Genomic DNA, 16,503 nt, shown 5'->3' on the forward strand with positions numbered 1-16,503 from the left:
ATACAAAGGTTAAATACTTAGATGAATAAGTTGCTAATATTTAGCTAATATTATATTTAGCATATATATTAAAATATTTTAATTAGATTTATTAAGAGAAGGAGAAGTAGTATGAAGAAAAAATTAATAATGACATTTATTATAGGAGCAATGTTAGTTGCAGGGTGCTCTAACAATGGAGCAACAACAAAGACTAACGAGCAAATATCCAATAATAATCAGGCCACAGTACAAAACACCACAGTTGATACATCTGTAACAAGCGCTGATGAAGCATTAAAGATGCTTGAAGATGGAAATGAGAGATTTTTAAATGATAAAAGCGAATTGAGAAATGTTAATTCAGAAAGAAGAGATGAATTAAAAGAAGGGCAAAGCCCCTATGCTGTTATAGTATCATGTTCAGATTCAAGAGTAACTCCAACTACTATATTTAATGCTGGTCTTGGTGAAATATTTGATATAAGAATAGCTGGAAATGTGGTTGATGATGATGCTTTAGGATCTATAGAATATGGAGCAGAACATTTACATAGTCCTTTGATAGTTGTGATAGGCCATCAGAGCTGTGGGGCAGTAACTGCAACTTATAACAAAGTTGTTAAAGGAGAGGAAGTAAAAGGACATATAGAAGATATTGTTGAAAAAATAGAGCCTAGTGTAAATTCAAGTGGAACTATTGATGATGCAATTCATAATAATATCAATGCTGTAGTTAAAGAGATATCTGAAGATGAGATAATAAAAAATCTTATAGCTCAAGGAAAAGTAAAGGTAATTGGAGCCTATTATGATTTTAATGGAAAAGTAACCTTTAATAAATAAAAATGAATAAAAAAATATATCTTTGGAAAAATAACTCATATGTAATAAATTTATTTGAAATTTATACAATAGAAAGAAAAAAGGAGGAAATTATTTTGCATTTAACTATTAGAGAGCAAGAAAAGTTAATGATTTCTGTTGCTGCAGATGTAGCAAGAAAAAGAAAAAGCAAAGGATTAAAACTTAATTATCCAGAAGCTATGGCAATAATAACAGATGAAATGTTAGAGGGTGCTAGAGAAGGAAAAACTGTTGAGCATTTAATGCAATATGGTACAACAATATTAAAAAGAGATGATGTAATGGAAGGTGTTCCAGAGATGATACATGCAGTTCAAGTTGAATGTACATTCCCTGATGGAACTAAACTAGTTACAGTACATGATCCAATACAATAAGGAGGTAAAGTATGGTACCTGGAGAATTAAAAATAAAAGAAGGAAATATTTTATACAACGAAGGTAAGGAAGCGATAACTTTAGAAGTTGTTAATACTGGAGATAGACCAGTACAAATAGGTTCTCACTATCATTTTTATGAAGTTAATGATGCTTTAGCATTTGATAGAAAAGCATCATGGGGTAAAAGATTAGATATACCTTCAGGAACTGCTGTGAGATTTGAACCTGGAGATAAGAAAGAAGTTAACTTAATTAATATAGGTGGATATAGAAGGGTTTATGGCATAAGAAATATGTGTGATGGATTCTTAGATGGAATGTCAAAAGGGAGTGGTGAAAAGTAATGAGTTTCGAAATTGATAGACATAGATATGCAGAATTATTTGGACCAACAGAAGGAGATAGTATAAGACTTGGAGATACTGACCTTTTTATAAAAATTGAGAAAGATTACACTGGATATGGAAATGAATGTAAGTTTGGTGGCGGAAAAACTTTAAGAGATGGTATGGGACAAAATGCAACCCAAACTAGTAAAAATCCAGAAGTTGCAGATTTAATAATTACTGGGGCTACAATAGTTGACTATACTGGTATTTATAAAGCTGATATAGGAATTAAAGATGGAAAGATTCTTGCTATAGGTAAGGGTGGTAACCCAGATACTATGGATGATGTAGATTTCGTAGTAGGCGTTGGAACAGAAGCATTAGCTGGTGAAGGAAGAATTTTAACAGCTGGTGGAATTGATACTCACGTTCACTATATTCATCCAGGTTGTGCTGAGGTTGCTCTAGAAAATGGGATAACTACATTAGTTGGTGGAGGGACAGGACCAATAGATGGTACTAATGCTGTTACTTCAACACCTGGACCATGGAATATTAAGCAAATGTTAAAATCTGCCGAAGGATGGCCTGTAAATGTAGGTTTACTAGGAAAAGGAAGCGGAGCTAATATAGATGTAAATGCAGAACAAATTGAAGCTGGAGCAGTTGGGTTAAAAGTTCATGAAGACTGGGGAGCTACAAGATCTGCTATTAATTATGCTCTAGAAACTGCTGAAAAATATGATACTCAAGTTGCACTTCATAGTGATACTTTAAATGAAGGTGGATTTGTTGAACATACAATTCAAGCAATTGCTGGTAGAGTAATACATACATATCATACTGAAGGAGCAGGTGGAGGTCACGCACCAGACTTAATGAAGGTTGCATCACAAGTTAACATATTACCTGCATCTACGAACCCAACTAAACCTTATACTGTAAATACAATTGCAGAACATTTAGATATGCTTATGGTTTGTCACCATTTAGATGCAAAAGTTCCTGAAGATATAGCATTTGCTGACTCAAGAATTAGACATCAAACAATAGCAGCAGAAGATATATTCCAAGATATGGGTATATTCAGTATTATGAGTTCAGATACATTAGCAATGGGAAGAATCGGAGAAGTTGTTACAAGAACATGGCAAACTGCTTCAAAGATGAAAAAGCAAAGAGGAACATTCCCTAATGATAGTGAATATAGCGATAATAACAGAGTTAGAAGATATGTTGCAAAATATACAATAAATCCTGCTATTGCACAAGGTATGGATAAATATATTGGCTCAGTTGAAGTTGGAAAATTTGCAGATTTAGTTCTTTGGGAACCACCTTACTTTGGTGTTAAGCCACATCTAATAATTAAAGGTGGAATGGCAATGAGAGGTATTATAGGAGATGCTAATGCTTCTATTCCAACATGTCAACCTGTAGTATATAGAGATTGTTATGCAGCATTTGGAAAAGCACAATTTCCAACATGTATAACTTTTGTATCTACTTATGCTTATGAGCATGGAATAAAGGAAGAATTAGGTTTACAAAAGACTATACTACCAGTTAGTGGAATTAGAAATTTGACTAAGAAAGATATGAAGTTAAATGATGCTACTCCAGAAATTAGAGTAGATCCACAAACTTATGATGTTACTGTTGATGGTGAATTAGTTACTTGTGAACCAGCAACTGAGTTGCCATTAGCACAAAGATACTTCCTATATTAATTTTTAAGGAGAGAGTTATATGATCTTTAACCAAATAAAAGGGAATATAAGCGATATTGATAATTTAAATAATTATCATATTGAAAAGATATTTATAAATAGTGATGATACCTTAAAAAGGATCTTAAGAGTATCATCAGATCATAACAATGAATACGGAATTACTTTAGATAAAAGCGAAGAATTAAAAGATGGAGATATACTTTTAAATGATGGAAAAAACCTTGTAGTAATAAAAGTTAAAGGTGATGACGTTTTAGTTATAAAACCTAATGATATTACAGAAATGGGTATAATTGCACATTCTTTAGGTAATCGACATTTACAAGCTCAGTTTAATGATGGAAAAATGATTATACAATATGATGCATTAGTAGAGGAAGAGTTAAAAAGAGATAAGATTAATTATTCTAGAGAAAACTTGAAACTTGAGAAAGCGTTCAGACATGTTGAGTTTGGACACACACATACACATACTCATGCACATGCAAATTGATAATAATATATTAAAGCATCTGAGAGTAATCCAAATATGTGACTCTAACTTTCCAGTAGGTTCTTTTAATCATTCTTACGGAATGGAGACTTATCTAAGACTGAAAAAGGTATATGATACAAATACTTTTAATAATTGGCTTGACGTTTATTTAAAAGAACAATTTGTTTATACTGATGGTTTAGCTATAAGATTACTGTATGATTTTTTAGAGGAAAATGATATGGAATCTATATATGAATTAGATCGATTAATTACTGTTCAAACTGTAGCTAAAGAAAGTCGTAATGGGGGAAAGTTAGTAGCAAGTAGAATGATTAAATTGTTTATGGATTTATATGATTTGGACTTATTAAAAGATTATGATAAAAAGATAAGAAAAAAAGAAGTATTTGGGCATCCAGCATTAGTTTTTGGTATGCTGATGTATTCTCTAAACTTTAATTTAAAAGAAGCAATAATTTATCATATGTATAGCACAATTTCTACATTAATAAGTAATGCTGTAAGAACTATTCCCTTAGGACAGAAAGATGGGCAGATTCTTCTAAAAAACTTTAGTGAAGAGTTTGTTAGCCTTTATGAAAAAGTGATGAACTTAGATTATGACGATTTTGGAGCTAATAGTCCAGGATTAGAATTATCTCAAATAAAACATGAAACTATGGAATTTAGATTATTCATGTCATAGTTAGATAAATAAATAAAAAACGAAAGGGTGTTGAAAATATGAAGCCAGTTGTTATAGGTGTTGGGGGACCAGTAGGTAGTGGAAAAACACTACTTATCGAGAGATTAACAAGAGTAATGAGTAAAGATTATAGTTGTGCAGTAATAACAAATGATATATATACAAAAGAAGATGCTAAATTTATGGTTAAAAACTCTGTTTTATCTGAGGATAGAGTAATAGGAGTTGAAACAGGAGGTTGTCCGCACACAGCAATAAGAGAGGATGCGTCAATGAATTTTGAGGCGCTTGAAGAGTTAAAAAATAGATTTGATGATTTAGATATTATATTTTTAGAAAGTGGTGGAGATAATTTAGCTGCTACCTTTAGCCCGGATTTGGTCGATTTTTCAATATACATAATTGATGTAGCTCAAGGAGAAAAAATTCCAAGAAAAGCCGGTCAAGGAATGATAAAGAGTGATTTGTTTGTTATAAATAAGATAGATTTAGCACCATATGTTGGAGCAGACCTAGATATTATGAGAAAAGATACATTAGCTTTTAGATCCGAGAATAGTTTTATGTTTACTAACCTAAAAACAGATGAAGGAATCAATGAAGTAATAAATTGGATAAAGAAAAATTGCTTATTAGAGGGTATTTCTTAAAATGGAACAAAGAGTAAAAAGTGAATATGCCGGTGCTATTGAATTAGTATTAGAGCAGAAAGATAACAGAACGATAACTTCAAAAAAATACTATGAAGGACTAGTAAAAGTATCTGCAAATATAAGAAATGATAGAGAAAAAATACCAACATACTATTTATTACAGCTTGGCGGAGGGTATATTGAAGGAGAAAAATACAAAAATGTATTTAAACTTAAAGATAACGCACGTGCAATAATTACTACACAAGCATCAACTAAGGTTTATAAGTGTGAACATGGTAATAAAGTAACTCAAGAGACAACTATTGAGTTAGGTAAAAATAGTGTTTTAGAATATATAGCTGATACAGTAATTTTATATAAAAATGCTATATATAAGCAGGTTAATGATATTTATTTAGATGACAGTTCTACGCTTATTTATAGTGATGGTATTACAGCAGGATGGTCACCTGAAGGAGATAAATTTACTTATAACAAGGTTCAATTGAAGAGTAATGTTTATATTAATAATAAAATAGTATTATTAGATAATTTAATAGTTAATCCTAGGGAGAATGATGTAACAAAATTAGGATTTTTTGAGGAGTATTTAAACTTTGGAACATTACTTATTATTAATAAAAATATTACTAGTAATGTTATTGAAGAATTAAGAAAAGAGTTAGAAAAAATTGAATTACCAATAGATTTTGGAATTTCAGAATTAGAGGTAAATGGATTTGTACTTAGAGTATTAGGTAATTTAACACAAAATATAGAGTTTGCCATGAGTGTTTGTCATAATTATGTACGTAAAAACTTTCTAGGCTCTAAGGATTTAGTTATGAGAAAATACTAAAGATTATTATCTTAAAAGAACAAAGGATAAACTAAAAAGGAGTGAATTTTATGATTATTCATGGCGATGTAGCTTTTATTATTTTAGCTACAACACTTGTTTTAATTATGACACCAGGTTTAGCATTTTTTTATGGCGGATTAGTTGAAAGAAAAAATGCCTTAACTATAATGTTTCAAATATTTATTTCAATAGGAATAGTGACATTGTTATGGGTGTTTGGAGGATTTAGCTTAGTATTTGGTGATGATATTGGAGGAGTTATCGGAAATCCTTTACAATATTTTGCATTTAAAGATATTACATATATGATTAATCTAAATTATAGCAATAATATACCATTCTTAATGTTTTTTATGTATCAATTAATGTTTGCTATAATAACAGCACCTTTAATGACAGGGGCATTTGCAAATAGATTAACAATAAGTGGATGGATAAAAATTTTAATACTTTGGATGATAGTAATTTACTTCCCTGTTGCTCACTGGGTATGGGGAGGAGGATTCTTAAGTAAGTTAGGATTTGTTGATTTTGCGGGAGGAGCAGTAATTCATATAACATCAGGATTTGGGTGCTTAGGTGGAATTTACGTTCTAGGTGAAAGAAAATACAAAAATGAACACGGGCCATTTAACTTAGGATTAGTTGCAATTGGAGCTGGACTATTACTATTTGGATGGTTTGGATTTAATGCAGGTGGAACTTTAGCTGCGGCTGAAACAGCAGCAATAGTATTTACTAATACAGGAATTGCAGGAGCTACAGGAATGGTAGTTTGGGCAATACTATATGCAATGCATAGTAAAAGAGCATCTTTTTTAGAGATAATTATAGGGGCAGTTGCAGGATTAGCTACAATAACACCGGCATCAGGATACGTAGGACCATTAAGTGCTGTATTAATTGGTGCAATAGCTGCGGTTGTATGCTTCTTTTGTGTAGAATTTGAAAGAAAAAAATGGGACGATGCTCTTGATGTATGGGGAGTTCATGGAATGGGTGGATTTATTGGTACATTATTAGTTGGTGTATTGGCGGATCCAAGAGTTAATGGAGTTTCTGCCGGAATAAATCAATTTCTAATTCAATTATTAGGTTGTGGAATAATAATTGTTTATTCAGTATTAATGACATTTATTATATTTAAAGTAGTAGATAGTACTAAGTCTATAAAAGTAAGTGAAGAAATTCAATTAAAAGGATTAGACCAAGAATTCTTTAAGGAAAGCTATGAGACTAAACCAGATTAATTAAAGAATTGATGGTTAAAAATAGAGGAGGAGAAAAATGCTAGGAGTAGTTTTAATATATGTTGGAGTTGTTCTTATTCTTAATGGAGTAGGTAGACTTTCAAATGTAGACGCAAAATCAGCATCAGTATTTAATGTATTTACAGGTATGTTATCTTTTATATTAAATATAGTAGCTGTAATTCAAGGGAATTATTTTGCTGCTGGAACAGGTTTATTATTTGGATTTACATATCTTTATATTGCTGCAAGAGGAATCTTTAATTTGGATGGAAGATTATATGGTTGGTATTGTTTATTTGTAGCAATAAATACAGTACCATTAGCATTTATAGATGGTAGTACATTAAAATTTATTGATTTTACAATAGGGAATATTTATTGGATATTTATCTGGTTGTTATGGGGATTACTATGGTTAACAGGATTTATAGAATTAGTAATGAAAAAGGATTTAGGTAAATTTGTAGGATATTTATCAGTTTTTGATGGGATATTTACTGCGTGGATACCAGGATTTTTGTTATTAATCAATATGTATCCTAAGTAAAATTATATCTTTAAAGAGATTGTTGCAGAACTGCAACAATCTTTTTTTGAAAGTTTTTTTTAGATATATTTATATTAAACAAAATATAATTCATTAATGTAAAAGGTAATATAACTATATGTTAGAAAAAGTATGTTATAGGGAAGAATAATATTAAAAATAAATATTATGGTAATTTGATATGAAGTATTAACAATAATAGAATAAGATGTTATATTAATAGATGTCGAATTATAAAGAATAAAACTTTAATATAAATAAAAGAAAATGAAAGATGTGATAATATGGAAAATAAATTCTTACCTATAAGTAAAGAAGATATGATAGAAAGAGGATGGGAACAGTGTGACTTCATTATAGTAACTGGAGATGCATACGTAGATCATCATAGTTTTGGAACAGCTATAATTTCGAGAGTTTTAGAACACGAGGGATATAAAGTTGGAATAATTCCTCAACCTGATTGGCATAGTACAGAGGACTTTATGAAGCTTGGAAGACCTCGTTTAGGATTTTTGGTAAATGCAGGTAATATGGATTCAATGGTTAACCATTATACAGTAAGTAAAAGATTAAGGGAAAAAGATTTATATTCTCCAGGTGGACAGATGGGACTTAGACCAGATAGAGCTACTATAGTTTATTGTAATAAAATAAGAGAAGCTTATAAAAATATAAATATCTGTATTGGTGGAGTAGAAGCGAGTTTAAGAAGATTTGCCCATTATGATTACTGGTCTGATAAAGTAAGAAAATCTATTTTGACTGATAGTGGAGCAGACCTTTTAATTTATGGAATGAGTGAAAAGCAAATAGTTGAAGTAGCGAGATGCTTAAACGAAGGGTTTGACGCTAAGTATATAAGACATGTTCCAGGAACATGTTACTTAGTAGACCACTTGGATGAAGTTTATGAAGAACATATAGTTATTCCTTCATTTAAAGAAGTATCTACAGATAAGATTAAATATTGTGAAGCCTTTAAAGTTACTTATCAAGAACAAGATCCTATGAGAGGAAGAACTATAGTTCAAGATCAAGGAGATAAATTCTTAGTAGTAAATAAACCTGAGGTTATATTAAATAGAGAAGAGTTAGATGCTGTATATGACCTTCCATTTACGAAGCAATATCATCCATCCTATGAAGAAGCAGGTGGAATACCAGCTTTAGAAGAGGTTAAGTTTAGTATTATGAGTTCAAGAGGATGCTTTGGAAACTGCTCCTTCTGTGCAATTACATTCCATCAAGGGAGAGCTGTTGAAAGTAGAAGTAAAGATTCTATAGTAAAAGAAGCTAAAGAAATGACAGAAATGAAAGATTTTAAAGGATATATACATGATGTTGGCGGACCAACAGCTAACTTTAGAAAACCAGCATGTAAGCATCAGCTAACAATAGGAGCATGTAAAGTAAAGCAGTGTTTAAGTCCGAGTCCATGTAAAAATTTAGAGATTGACCATAAGGAATTTCTAGATGTATTAAGATCAGTAAGAAAATTACCTAAAGTTAAAAAAGTTTTTGTACGTTCAGGGATTAGATATGATTATGTTATGGCAGATAAAGATGATACATTCTTTAAGGAGTTAGTTGAACATCATGTAAGTGGTCAATTAAAGGTTGCACCTGAACATGTATCTGAAGAAGTTTTAAAGCATATGGGTAAACCGGCAGGAAAAACTTATGAGGAATTTAGACAAAAATTCTTTAGAATTACCGAGAGATTAGGTAAGAAACAGTATATTATACCATACTTAATGTCTAGCCATCCAGGTAGTACATTAAAAGAAGCTATAAAACTTGCAGAGTATTTGAGAGATATTAAATATCAACCAGAACAAGTTCAAGATTTTTACCCAACACCAGGAACATTATCTACAACTATGTTTTACACTGGATTAGATCCGATAACTATGAAAGAAGTTTATGTTCCAAAAACTAAAGAAGAAAAAGCTATGCAAAGAGCATTATTACAATTTAGTAAACCTAAAAATTATAATATAGTTTATGACGCATTAATGCAGGCTGGTAGAGAAGATTTAATTGGTAATGGTCCAAAATGTCTAATAAAATCAAAAGAACAAAGATATAAAGAAGCTCATGGATTAGTAAGAAAAAAATCAAGCTCTTCTAACAAAAATAGATCATCAAGTAATAGAAAAAATAATAAAAATGATTCAAAGCGTCAAGGTAAAGAGCTGAGTAGAGGAAGAGAAAAATCTAAGAAAAGAAGATAAAAATTAAAAAAGTTTACAGATTAAATCTGTAAACTTTTTTTATAGTTAATTTTTAATTGAACATAATTTACATATATTAAAGGTTTTACCATCCTCTCCTTTTTTTGTCCAAACTAGTTTTACTCTTTTTCTTCCGCATAATGGACAAGTACCTCTCCAGCCAGGAATAGTTTTAATATACTTACCTCTTCTTTGTTTACTCATTTTTCATCTCTCCTTTTAATAACATTACATTACATTATATTAAGTAAAAGGAGATTTATGACTAAAATAACAAGGCATAATTATTTTTAAAAATAGCACAATAATAATAACAATACTTTTAAGGAGGAATGTAAATATGGAAAGAAAAAAAATAGATATAGCCTTATCAAATACAGTTGCAAAAAAATGATAATAGATGGTGAGCCTTGGGATGACATAATGAATGAAACTCATCTAAGACTCAAGGATCTTAAGAGAATACAAAGAGATCAAATAGATACTCATTTTTAAATTTATATGTATTTTTTTCACTATTTATATTTACCATTATGCTAAATAATATTCAAAAAAAGAAAAAGTTTAAAGAAGGAGAAAGATATGAAAAATAATAATAGAAGAGATTACACAAAAGATAATTTTTTAAGAAATGGAACAAAAACTCAAAATCAATATGCTAAGAGTAGCTTTAATACTACAATAGAAGAACCAGAGTTAAATGAAAGTGGAGTAGAGGCTAAAAAAAGAGGTTTTTAATATAGAAAGTCCCTAAATGGGACTTTTTATATTTAGTAAAAATATAATATCTATTAACATAATAAAAAAATATATATTCTATAATAAAAAAACTTCTCATATTATTATATAAAAGAATATTTGAGGAGAGATAAATATGAATTTAGTAGTTTTTGCGCCTGTAGGAGCTACGCTAGCATTACTTTTTGCTGTATATTTTACTCGTATTATATTTAAGGTTGATGAGGGTACAGACAAGATGAAGTATATAGCTAATAGTATAAGAAGTGGGGCTAATGCATACCTCAAAAGACAATATAAAGGAGTATCGTACTTTTTTATAGGAATGTTTATTATTCTATTTATATTAGCTCAATTTAATTTTGTTTCAATTTTTGTTCCTTTTGCATTTATTACAGGAGGATTCTTTTCAGGACTTAGTGGATATTTAGGTATGAAAATAGCTACTAATGCAAATTCTAGAACTGCTAATGCATGTAGTAAAAGTCTAAATAGTGGTTTAAAAGTTGCTTTTTCTAGTGGTGCGGTAATGGGACTAGTTGTGGTTGGACTTGCACTACTAGATTTAAGTATATGGTATTATATTTTGAATTGGTATTATAAAGCGTTGCCTATGGCTGAAAGAGTAGGATATATTACTTCATCTTTATTAACTTTTGGAATGGGTGCCTCTTCAATGGCTTTGTTTGCAAGAGTTGGTGGAGGAATATTTACTAAAGCTGCAGACGTAGGGGCAGATTTAGTAGGTAAAGTAGAAATAGGAATACCAGAAGATGATCCAAGAAATCCAGCAGTTATAGCAGATAACGTTGGTGATAATGTTGGAGATGTTGCAGGAATGGGTGCTGATCTTTATGAATCATATGTTGGTTCTATAGTTTCTTCTTGTGCATTAGCTGTATCAGCAGGACTATCTATAAATGGAGTGACAGTACCTTTGGTTGTTGCATCAGTTGGTATTATAGCGTCTATTATAGGTACATTTTTTGTTAAGTCTAAAGAAGATGTATCTCAAAAAGTATTGTTAGGAGCATTAAGAAGAGGAGTATATTTTTCATCAATAATAATTGCAATAGTTTCATACTTTATAGTTGTTAATGTTCTTGGAAAAGAACATATAGGAGTATATTTTGCTATTCTAAGTGGACTTGTAGCAGGGTTATTAATTGGTTTTTTCACTGAATATTTTACTAGTGATCATTACAATCCTACAAAGTCTATTGCAAAAGCTTCTGAAACAGGTCCGGCCACAGTAATTATAAACGGATTATCTGTAGGAATGTTATCTACAGCCTGTCCTGTAATTATAGTAAGTATATCTATTTTAGTTAGTTATATTTGTGCTGGAGGATTAAATAATTTCAATCAAGGACTTTATGGTATAGCAATATCAGCTGTAGGTATGCTATCGACTTTAGGTATAACATTAGCTACAGATGCATATGGACCGGTGGCAGATAATGCTGGAGGTATAGCGGAAATGGCTGGTTTAGATAAAGAGGTCAGAAATAGGACTGATGCTTTAGATTCTTTAGGAAATACTACAGCTGCAACAGGGAAAGGATTTGCTATAGGTTCTGCTGCATTGACAGCATTAGCTTTTATAGCTGCATATAAAGACTCCATCGAATCTTTAGCTATAAAAAATAATTTAGATTTTACTTTTGATTTATCTATATTAAATCCGCAAGTTTTAATAGGTATCTTTATAGGTGGTGCAGTTACTTATGCATTCTCTGCATTTACAATGAGTGCAGTAGGAAAGGCTGCGAGCAAGATTGTTGTTGAAGTAAGGCGTCAATTTAAAGAGATAAAAGGACTTATGGAGGGTAAAGCGGAACCAGATTATGCAGCATGTGTTGATATATGCACAAAGTCAGCACTACATGAATTAGTTAAGATTGCAGCTATAGCTGTGGCGACACCTATTATAGTTGGTTTAATTTTAGGTCCTAATGGCGTAGCAGGATTATTATGTGGTGCAACAGTGGCAGGATTTGTGCTTGCAGTTATGATGGCAAACTCAGGTGGAGCTTGGGATAATGCTAAAAAGTATATTGAAGCAGGAAATTTTGGAGGAAAAGGCTCTGAAGCGCATAAAGCAGCAGTTGTAGGAGATACAGTAGGAGATCCTTTTAAAGATACATCTGGACCAGCTTTAAATATATTAATTAAACTAATGTCAGTAGTTTCAATTGTATTCGGGTTAGTAGTTGTAACATTTTCATTATTTTAAAATTCATAATATTTATTTGTTTTGCTTATACTATTCTTGAGTAACCTAAGAAAGGAGAAAAAGTATGGATAGAGTACATTACAATGTTACAGGCTTATTAAATAACTCTACTAAGACACAAATAAAAAATGCATTAGACAAGATAGAAGGTATTCAAGAAGTATGTGTTGACCTTGGAAGAAGTAGTATAGAAGTAGGATTTAATGATAGTGTCACTGAAACAGATATAAGAAATTGTATTGAACAAACTGGTTTTTCAATTGAATAATAAATATTAAAGGAGCATAATATGCTCCTTTTTTAATAGTATATATCTATAAAATGAAATTTTATGTTTTTATTACTCCATCCTAGATCGTAAGGCACTAACAATCTATCTGTATTGTGGCAAGTAACTAGAGGATATCCTTTTGAGTCAAGTCCTGTTACTGTAGAAATATGTGTTATACGACCTTTCTTTTCATAAGCTACTATGTCACCAGGTCTCAATTGAAATGCTGATTTGTATGTCTCTTGATAGTTACCTTTAGCTATATAAGAGCCTCTTCCACTTCCTACAATATAATTCTTAAATCCTTGTGCATTTACCCAAGCTTTTGTTGCATCACCTTTATTATAATTCCAATAATCATTTTTTTTGAAACCTCCACCTTCGTAAAGAATTTGAGAGGCAAAGTTTGCGCAATCTCCACCTTCAGGATTAAAGTTCCTATAACTTGGATTATATTTAAATAGAAACTCTTCATTATCAGAAACACCACAATATGTGTGAGCGTAATCTATAGCTTTTTGACAACGTTCATCAATAGTAAAGTCGGGTGCTTTACAAGATAATATATATTCTTTTATCTCATCAGATTTAATGTTTTCAAGGGTTAAAGAATCAGCTAGTGGATCAGTATACCATTCTTTTGTTATTATATAGCGATCTCCTTCTTTTCTTAAGTTTAAATAATGATAAGTACCTAGCTTAAATCTATTCTGTTCTGATGGCGAATCTAAATAACTATAATAGAATTCAGTAGATACATAACATATTACGCCAAAGAGATTAGTCTCTTTTTCTTTTACTTTCTTAACTTTTAAAATTGAATTAATTCTATCAAACTTAGCACCTTGTTTTTCGGACCAGTTTGAAAAATATTGAATTTTTGTAGTTTCATTTTCATATGCCCATTGCCCAACTTTTTTTGTTAAATCGTAAAACTCTTTTAATCCCTCAGTATCTTTAGATAATATAGCAGAGTTTCTATTTAAAAATAAGTTTTCTAATAAGGATTGAAATTGATTTTTTAGCTCATCAGTTTCGTCTGTATTATTTTTTAAAGCTATTATTTCTTCTTTCATTACAGCTAAATCATCTTTTGATAAAGGGGTAGCAAAACAAATAGTATGAATATTATTAATTGCTAAGAAAAGAACTATTATAATCTTAAGACTAAAGCTATTACGATACACACCTAGTCCTCCTTTTTATAAAAAAAATTATAATGATAGTTTGCTCAAATTTGTTTTTTTATATGTAGTAATAATTTTTTATGAAGTTTTTTAAATAACCTTTAAAGAAATTCAGACATAGGATATAAAAAGGAATTTTTAGTAAGGAGTATTTATGAGAAATACACTAGACTATTTATATGACAATGCATTAACTATACCTTTCGATGATTCATCTAAGTTAGTTTTTATATCAGATGTTCATAGAGGTGATGGAACTTATTTTGATTCATTGTTACCTAATGCTAATATATATATTACTGCATTAAAGTATTATTTACGAAATGGATTCACATATATTGAAGTTGGTGATGGTGATGAATTATGGGAGAATAAGAACTATAATGAAATAGCGTATACATATGAAGAGGTATTTAGGATATTTAATAAATATAAGAAAAAAGACAAAATTTATATGATTTATGGTAATCATGATATAATAAAAGGAAATAAAAATTTTAAAGATACTCAAGAGAAAAGCTTAAGAAAGATAGGTGCAGATTACGGAAGAGAATTTTTAAAGTTTATAGAAGATATAAAGTTTTATCCAGGATTAAATATGTTATATACACCATTAGATGAAAAAATTCTGGTAACTCATGGAAATCAGATGGACTTTTTAAACAAAGAACTGTGGTTTATAAGTAGATTTCTAGTAAGATATATTTGGAAATTTATGTTTGGAATTGCAGGGTTTAGAGATCCGTCAAGTTCAGCTAAAAATAAAACAAGAAGGACAAGGGTTGATTTGGACCTACAAAGGTGGGCTAGGGATAATGGAAAGATGCTATTATGTGGGCATACTCACAATAGTAGATTTCCAGGTGAGTTTGAACCACCATACTTTAATGATGGATGCTGTATATTACCATATGCAATGACATCCATAGAAATAGAAAATGGGGATATAACATTAATAAAATGGAGCGTAGATGCACAAGATTCAGGTATACTATGGGTAAAAAGGAAGATTATCGGAGGACCGAGAAAAATTTCAACTTATTTATCATGGGCTAAAGAAGAAAGGCTACGAGTTAACAAAGAAAATAGTAGAAAGAAGAGGTAATGAGTTAATGATTGATTTACATTGTGATACAGCTAGTAGATTATATTATGAAGGTGGAAGGTTAAACAAAAATGAATTTTCTGTAGATATAAAAAAGTTAAAGAAAGCAGGGGCTTATGGACAAGTATTTGCTCACTTTATAGAAATGGATAAATGTAAAAATCCTTATGAAGAATTTTTAGCTATGCATAGAAACTTTTTGAAGGAATTAGGTGACAATAAAGAAAGTATTAATATAGTAACTAATGTAGAGGAGCTAGAAAATGCTAATAAGGAAGGGAAAATAGGAGCATTTTTATCTATAGAAGAGGGAGAAGTTCTTGAAGGAAAAGTTGAAAGAGTAAAAAATATATATGATTTAGGTATTAGAATCATTACATTAACTTGGAATTTTCCTAATAAGATAGGATATCCTAATATAGATTTTATTTATAAAGACAAGGGGTTAACCCAATGTGGTAGAGAAATCGTAGCTGAAATGGAGAGAGTAGGAATAATACCTGACGTATCACATTTATCAGATAAGGGTTTTTTTGATGTATTAGAAATATGTAAAAAGCCTTTTATTGCATCACATTCTAACGCTAGAGCTATAAAATGTCATCCTAGGAATCTTACTGATAATATGATTAAAAAGTTATCAGAAAAGGGAGGAGTAATGGGGATAAATTTCTGTAGTAATTTTCTAGGAGAATCTGAAATATCAAAATTAGATGACATGATTATCCATATTGACCATATAAAAAATGTTGGGGGAATAGATGTAATTGCAATAGGGAGTGACTTTGATGGAATTGGGAATGAAGTGGAAATTAAAAATATAGGAGAGATTGGGTTATTAGCCGATAGGTTGAAATATAGAGGATATAAAGAAAGTGAGATAGAAAAAATATTTAGTAAAAATGCATTAAGAGTATTTAAGGATGTACTTAAATAAAAGATATTTAAAGAATTTACTTT

The 16,503-nt window shown here is 30.4% G+C and carries 18 protein-coding genes; 16 read left to right on the forward strand and 2 right to left on the reverse strand.

Annotated elements, in window-relative coordinates; translation table 11 throughout:
- The first annotated feature begins 111 nt into the window (after positions 1–111).
- The 11 genes from H8S20_RS00675 (at position 112) to H8S20_RS00725 (ending at position 10,006) form a co-directional block, all read left to right on the forward strand.
- Positions 112–825: a carbonic anhydrase gene (locus H8S20_RS00675; protein WP_032119031.1), complete on the forward strand. Its 714-nt coding sequence runs from the start codon at positions 112–114 to the stop codon at positions 823–825.
- A gap of 95 nt (positions 826–920) precedes the next feature.
- The gene (locus H8S20_RS00680) at positions 921–1,223 is read left to right on the forward strand and encodes an urease subunit gamma (protein ID WP_032119030.1); all 303 of its coding nucleotides are present in this window, start codon (positions 921–923) and stop codon (positions 1,221–1,223) included.
- 11 nt (positions 1,224–1,234) lie between these two features.
- Positions 1,235–1,570, forward strand: a complete 336-nt coding sequence (ureB, locus tag H8S20_RS00685; RefSeq protein ID WP_032119029.1) for an urease subunit beta — start codon at positions 1,235–1,237, stop codon at positions 1,568–1,570.
- Entirely contained in the window at positions 1,570–3,285 is a 1,716-nt protein-coding gene (gene ureC, locus H8S20_RS00690; RefSeq protein WP_032119028.1) for an urease subunit alpha, read from the forward strand. The genes ureB and ureC overlap by 1 nt, the downstream gene beginning before the upstream one ends.
- A gap of 19 nt (positions 3,286–3,304) precedes the next feature.
- Entirely contained in the window at positions 3,305–3,781 is a 477-nt protein-coding gene (locus H8S20_RS00695) for an urease accessory protein UreE (RefSeq protein WP_032119027.1), read from the forward strand.
- A gap of 82 nt (positions 3,782–3,863) precedes the next feature.
- Positions 3,864–4,472 carry an urease accessory protein UreF gene (locus tag H8S20_RS00700; RefSeq protein WP_243177451.1) on the forward strand — a complete coding sequence of 203 codons (609 nt, stop codon included), beginning with the start codon at positions 3,864–3,866 and terminating at the stop codon, positions 4,470–4,472.
- Between the two features lie 38 nt (positions 4,473–4,510).
- Positions 4,511–5,122, forward strand: a complete 612-nt coding sequence (ureG, locus tag H8S20_RS00705; RefSeq protein ID WP_032119025.1) for an urease accessory protein UreG — start codon at positions 4,511–4,513, stop codon at positions 5,120–5,122.
- Between the two features lies 1 nt (position 5,123).
- Positions 5,124–5,966: an urease accessory protein UreD gene (locus H8S20_RS00710; RefSeq protein WP_042281806.1), complete on the forward strand. Its 843-nt coding sequence runs from the start codon at positions 5,124–5,126 to the stop codon at positions 5,964–5,966.
- Positions 5,967–6,016: 50 nt separating this feature from the next.
- Positions 6,017–7,219, forward strand: coding sequence for an ammonium transporter (locus H8S20_RS00715; RefSeq protein ID WP_032119024.1), 1,203 nt, complete (start codon positions 6,017–6,019; stop codon positions 7,217–7,219).
- Between the two features lie 37 nt (positions 7,220–7,256).
- Positions 7,257–7,769 (forward strand): AmiS/UreI family transporter, encoded by a 513-nt coding sequence (locus tag H8S20_RS00720; RefSeq protein ID WP_032119023.1) that lies wholly within the window; start codon positions 7,257–7,259, stop codon positions 7,767–7,769.
- A 284-nt stretch (positions 7,770–8,053) separates the two neighbouring features.
- Positions 8,054–10,006 carry a YgiQ family radical SAM protein gene (locus tag H8S20_RS00725; protein WP_032119022.1) on the forward strand — a complete coding sequence of 651 codons (1,953 nt, stop codon included), beginning with the start codon at positions 8,054–8,056 and terminating at the stop codon, positions 10,004–10,006.
- Between the two features lie 45 nt (positions 10,007–10,051).
- Here the strand turns inward: H8S20_RS00725 and H8S20_RS00730 are convergent, their stop codons facing one another.
- The gene (locus H8S20_RS00730; RefSeq protein ID WP_186859036.1) at positions 10,052–10,210 is read right to left on the reverse strand and encodes a hypothetical protein; all 159 of its coding nucleotides are present in this window, start codon (positions 10,208–10,210) and stop codon (positions 10,052–10,054) included.
- Between the two features lie 378 nt (positions 10,211–10,588).
- On the opposite strand from H8S20_RS00730, the gene H8S20_RS00735 reads away from it, so the two are divergent.
- The 3 genes from H8S20_RS00735 (at position 10,589) to H8S20_RS00745 (ending at position 13,248) form a co-directional block, all read left to right on the forward strand.
- The gene (locus H8S20_RS00735) at positions 10,589–10,744 is read left to right on the forward strand and encodes a hypothetical protein (protein ID WP_096902915.1); all 156 of its coding nucleotides are present in this window, start codon (positions 10,589–10,591) and stop codon (positions 10,742–10,744) included.
- Between the two features lie 136 nt (positions 10,745–10,880).
- Positions 10,881–12,980 carry a sodium-translocating pyrophosphatase gene (locus H8S20_RS00740; RefSeq protein ID WP_186859037.1) on the forward strand — a complete coding sequence of 700 codons (2,100 nt, stop codon included), beginning with the start codon at positions 10,881–10,883 and terminating at the stop codon, positions 12,978–12,980.
- A 64-nt stretch (positions 12,981–13,044) separates the two neighbouring features.
- Positions 13,045–13,248 (forward strand): heavy-metal-associated domain-containing protein, encoded by a 204-nt coding sequence (locus tag H8S20_RS00745; RefSeq protein WP_032119020.1) that lies wholly within the window; start codon positions 13,045–13,047, stop codon positions 13,246–13,248.
- A gap of 32 nt (positions 13,249–13,280) precedes the next feature.
- Here H8S20_RS00745 and H8S20_RS00750 read toward each other — a convergent pair whose 3' ends face one another.
- Positions 13,281–14,438: an amidase domain-containing protein gene (locus H8S20_RS00750; RefSeq protein ID WP_032119019.1), complete on the reverse strand. Its 1,158-nt coding sequence runs from the start codon at positions 14,436–14,438 to the stop codon at positions 13,281–13,283.
- A 154-nt stretch (positions 14,439–14,592) separates the two neighbouring features.
- Here H8S20_RS00750 and H8S20_RS00755 point away from each other — a divergent pair, with 154 nt between their 5' ends.
- Together H8S20_RS00755 and H8S20_RS00760 are read left to right on the forward strand one after the other, a co-directional pair.
- Entirely contained in the window at positions 14,593–15,543 is a 951-nt protein-coding gene (locus tag H8S20_RS00755; RefSeq protein ID WP_186859038.1) for a metallophosphoesterase, read from the forward strand.
- A 7-nt stretch (positions 15,544–15,550) separates the two neighbouring features.
- On the forward strand, positions 15,551–16,480 hold the full coding sequence (locus H8S20_RS00760; RefSeq protein ID WP_032119017.1) for a dipeptidase: 930 nt from the start codon (positions 15,551–15,553) through the stop codon (positions 16,478–16,480).
- Positions 16,481–16,503 lie beyond the last annotated feature (23 nt).

The sequence above is a fragment of the Clostridium hominis genome (assembly GCF_014287825.1).
GTDB classification, from domain to species: Bacteria; Bacillota; Clostridia; order Clostridiales; family Clostridiaceae; genus Clostridium; species Clostridium hominis.

Coding starts and splice junctions, on each gene's coding strand:
- H8S20_RS00675 (WP_032119031.1), top strand. CDS start 112: ATGAAGAAAAAATTAATAATGACATTTATTATAGGAGCAATGTTAGTT.
- ureB (WP_032119029.1), top strand. CDS start 1,235: ATGGTACCTGGAGAATTAAAAATAAAAGAAGGAAATATTTTATACAAC.
- ureC (WP_032119028.1), top strand. CDS start 1,570: ATGAGTTTCGAAATTGATAGACATAGATATGCAGAATTATTTGGACCA.
- H8S20_RS00695 (WP_032119027.1), top strand. CDS start 3,305: ATGATCTTTAACCAAATAAAAGGGAATATAAGCGATATTGATAATTTA.
- H8S20_RS00700 (WP_243177451.1), top strand. CDS start 3,864: ATGGAGACTTATCTAAGACTGAAAAAGGTATATGATACAAATACTTTT.
- ureG (WP_032119025.1), top strand. CDS start 4,511: ATGAAGCCAGTTGTTATAGGTGTTGGGGGACCAGTAGGTAGTGGAAAA.
- H8S20_RS00710 (WP_042281806.1), top strand. CDS start 5,124: ATGGAACAAAGAGTAAAAAGTGAATATGCCGGTGCTATTGAATTAGTA.
- H8S20_RS00715 (WP_032119024.1), top strand. CDS start 6,017: ATGATTATTCATGGCGATGTAGCTTTTATTATTTTAGCTACAACACTT.
- H8S20_RS00720 (WP_032119023.1), top strand. CDS start 7,257: ATGCTAGGAGTAGTTTTAATATATGTTGGAGTTGTTCTTATTCTTAAT.
- H8S20_RS00725 (WP_032119022.1), top strand. CDS start 8,054: ATGGAAAATAAATTCTTACCTATAAGTAAAGAAGATATGATAGAAAGA.
- H8S20_RS00730 (WP_186859036.1), bottom strand. CDS start 10,210: ATGAGTAAACAAAGAAGAGGTAAGTATATTAAAACTATTCCTGGCTGG.
- H8S20_RS00735 (WP_096902915.1), top strand. CDS start 10,589: ATGAAAAATAATAATAGAAGAGATTACACAAAAGATAATTTTTTAAGA.
- H8S20_RS00740 (WP_186859037.1), top strand. CDS start 10,881: ATGAATTTAGTAGTTTTTGCGCCTGTAGGAGCTACGCTAGCATTACTT.
- H8S20_RS00745 (WP_032119020.1), top strand. CDS start 13,045: ATGGATAGAGTACATTACAATGTTACAGGCTTATTAAATAACTCTACT.
- H8S20_RS00755 (WP_186859038.1), top strand. CDS start 14,593: ATGAGAAATACACTAGACTATTTATATGACAATGCATTAACTATACCT.
- H8S20_RS00760 (WP_032119017.1), top strand. CDS start 15,551: ATGATTGATTTACATTGTGATACAGCTAGTAGATTATATTATGAAGGT.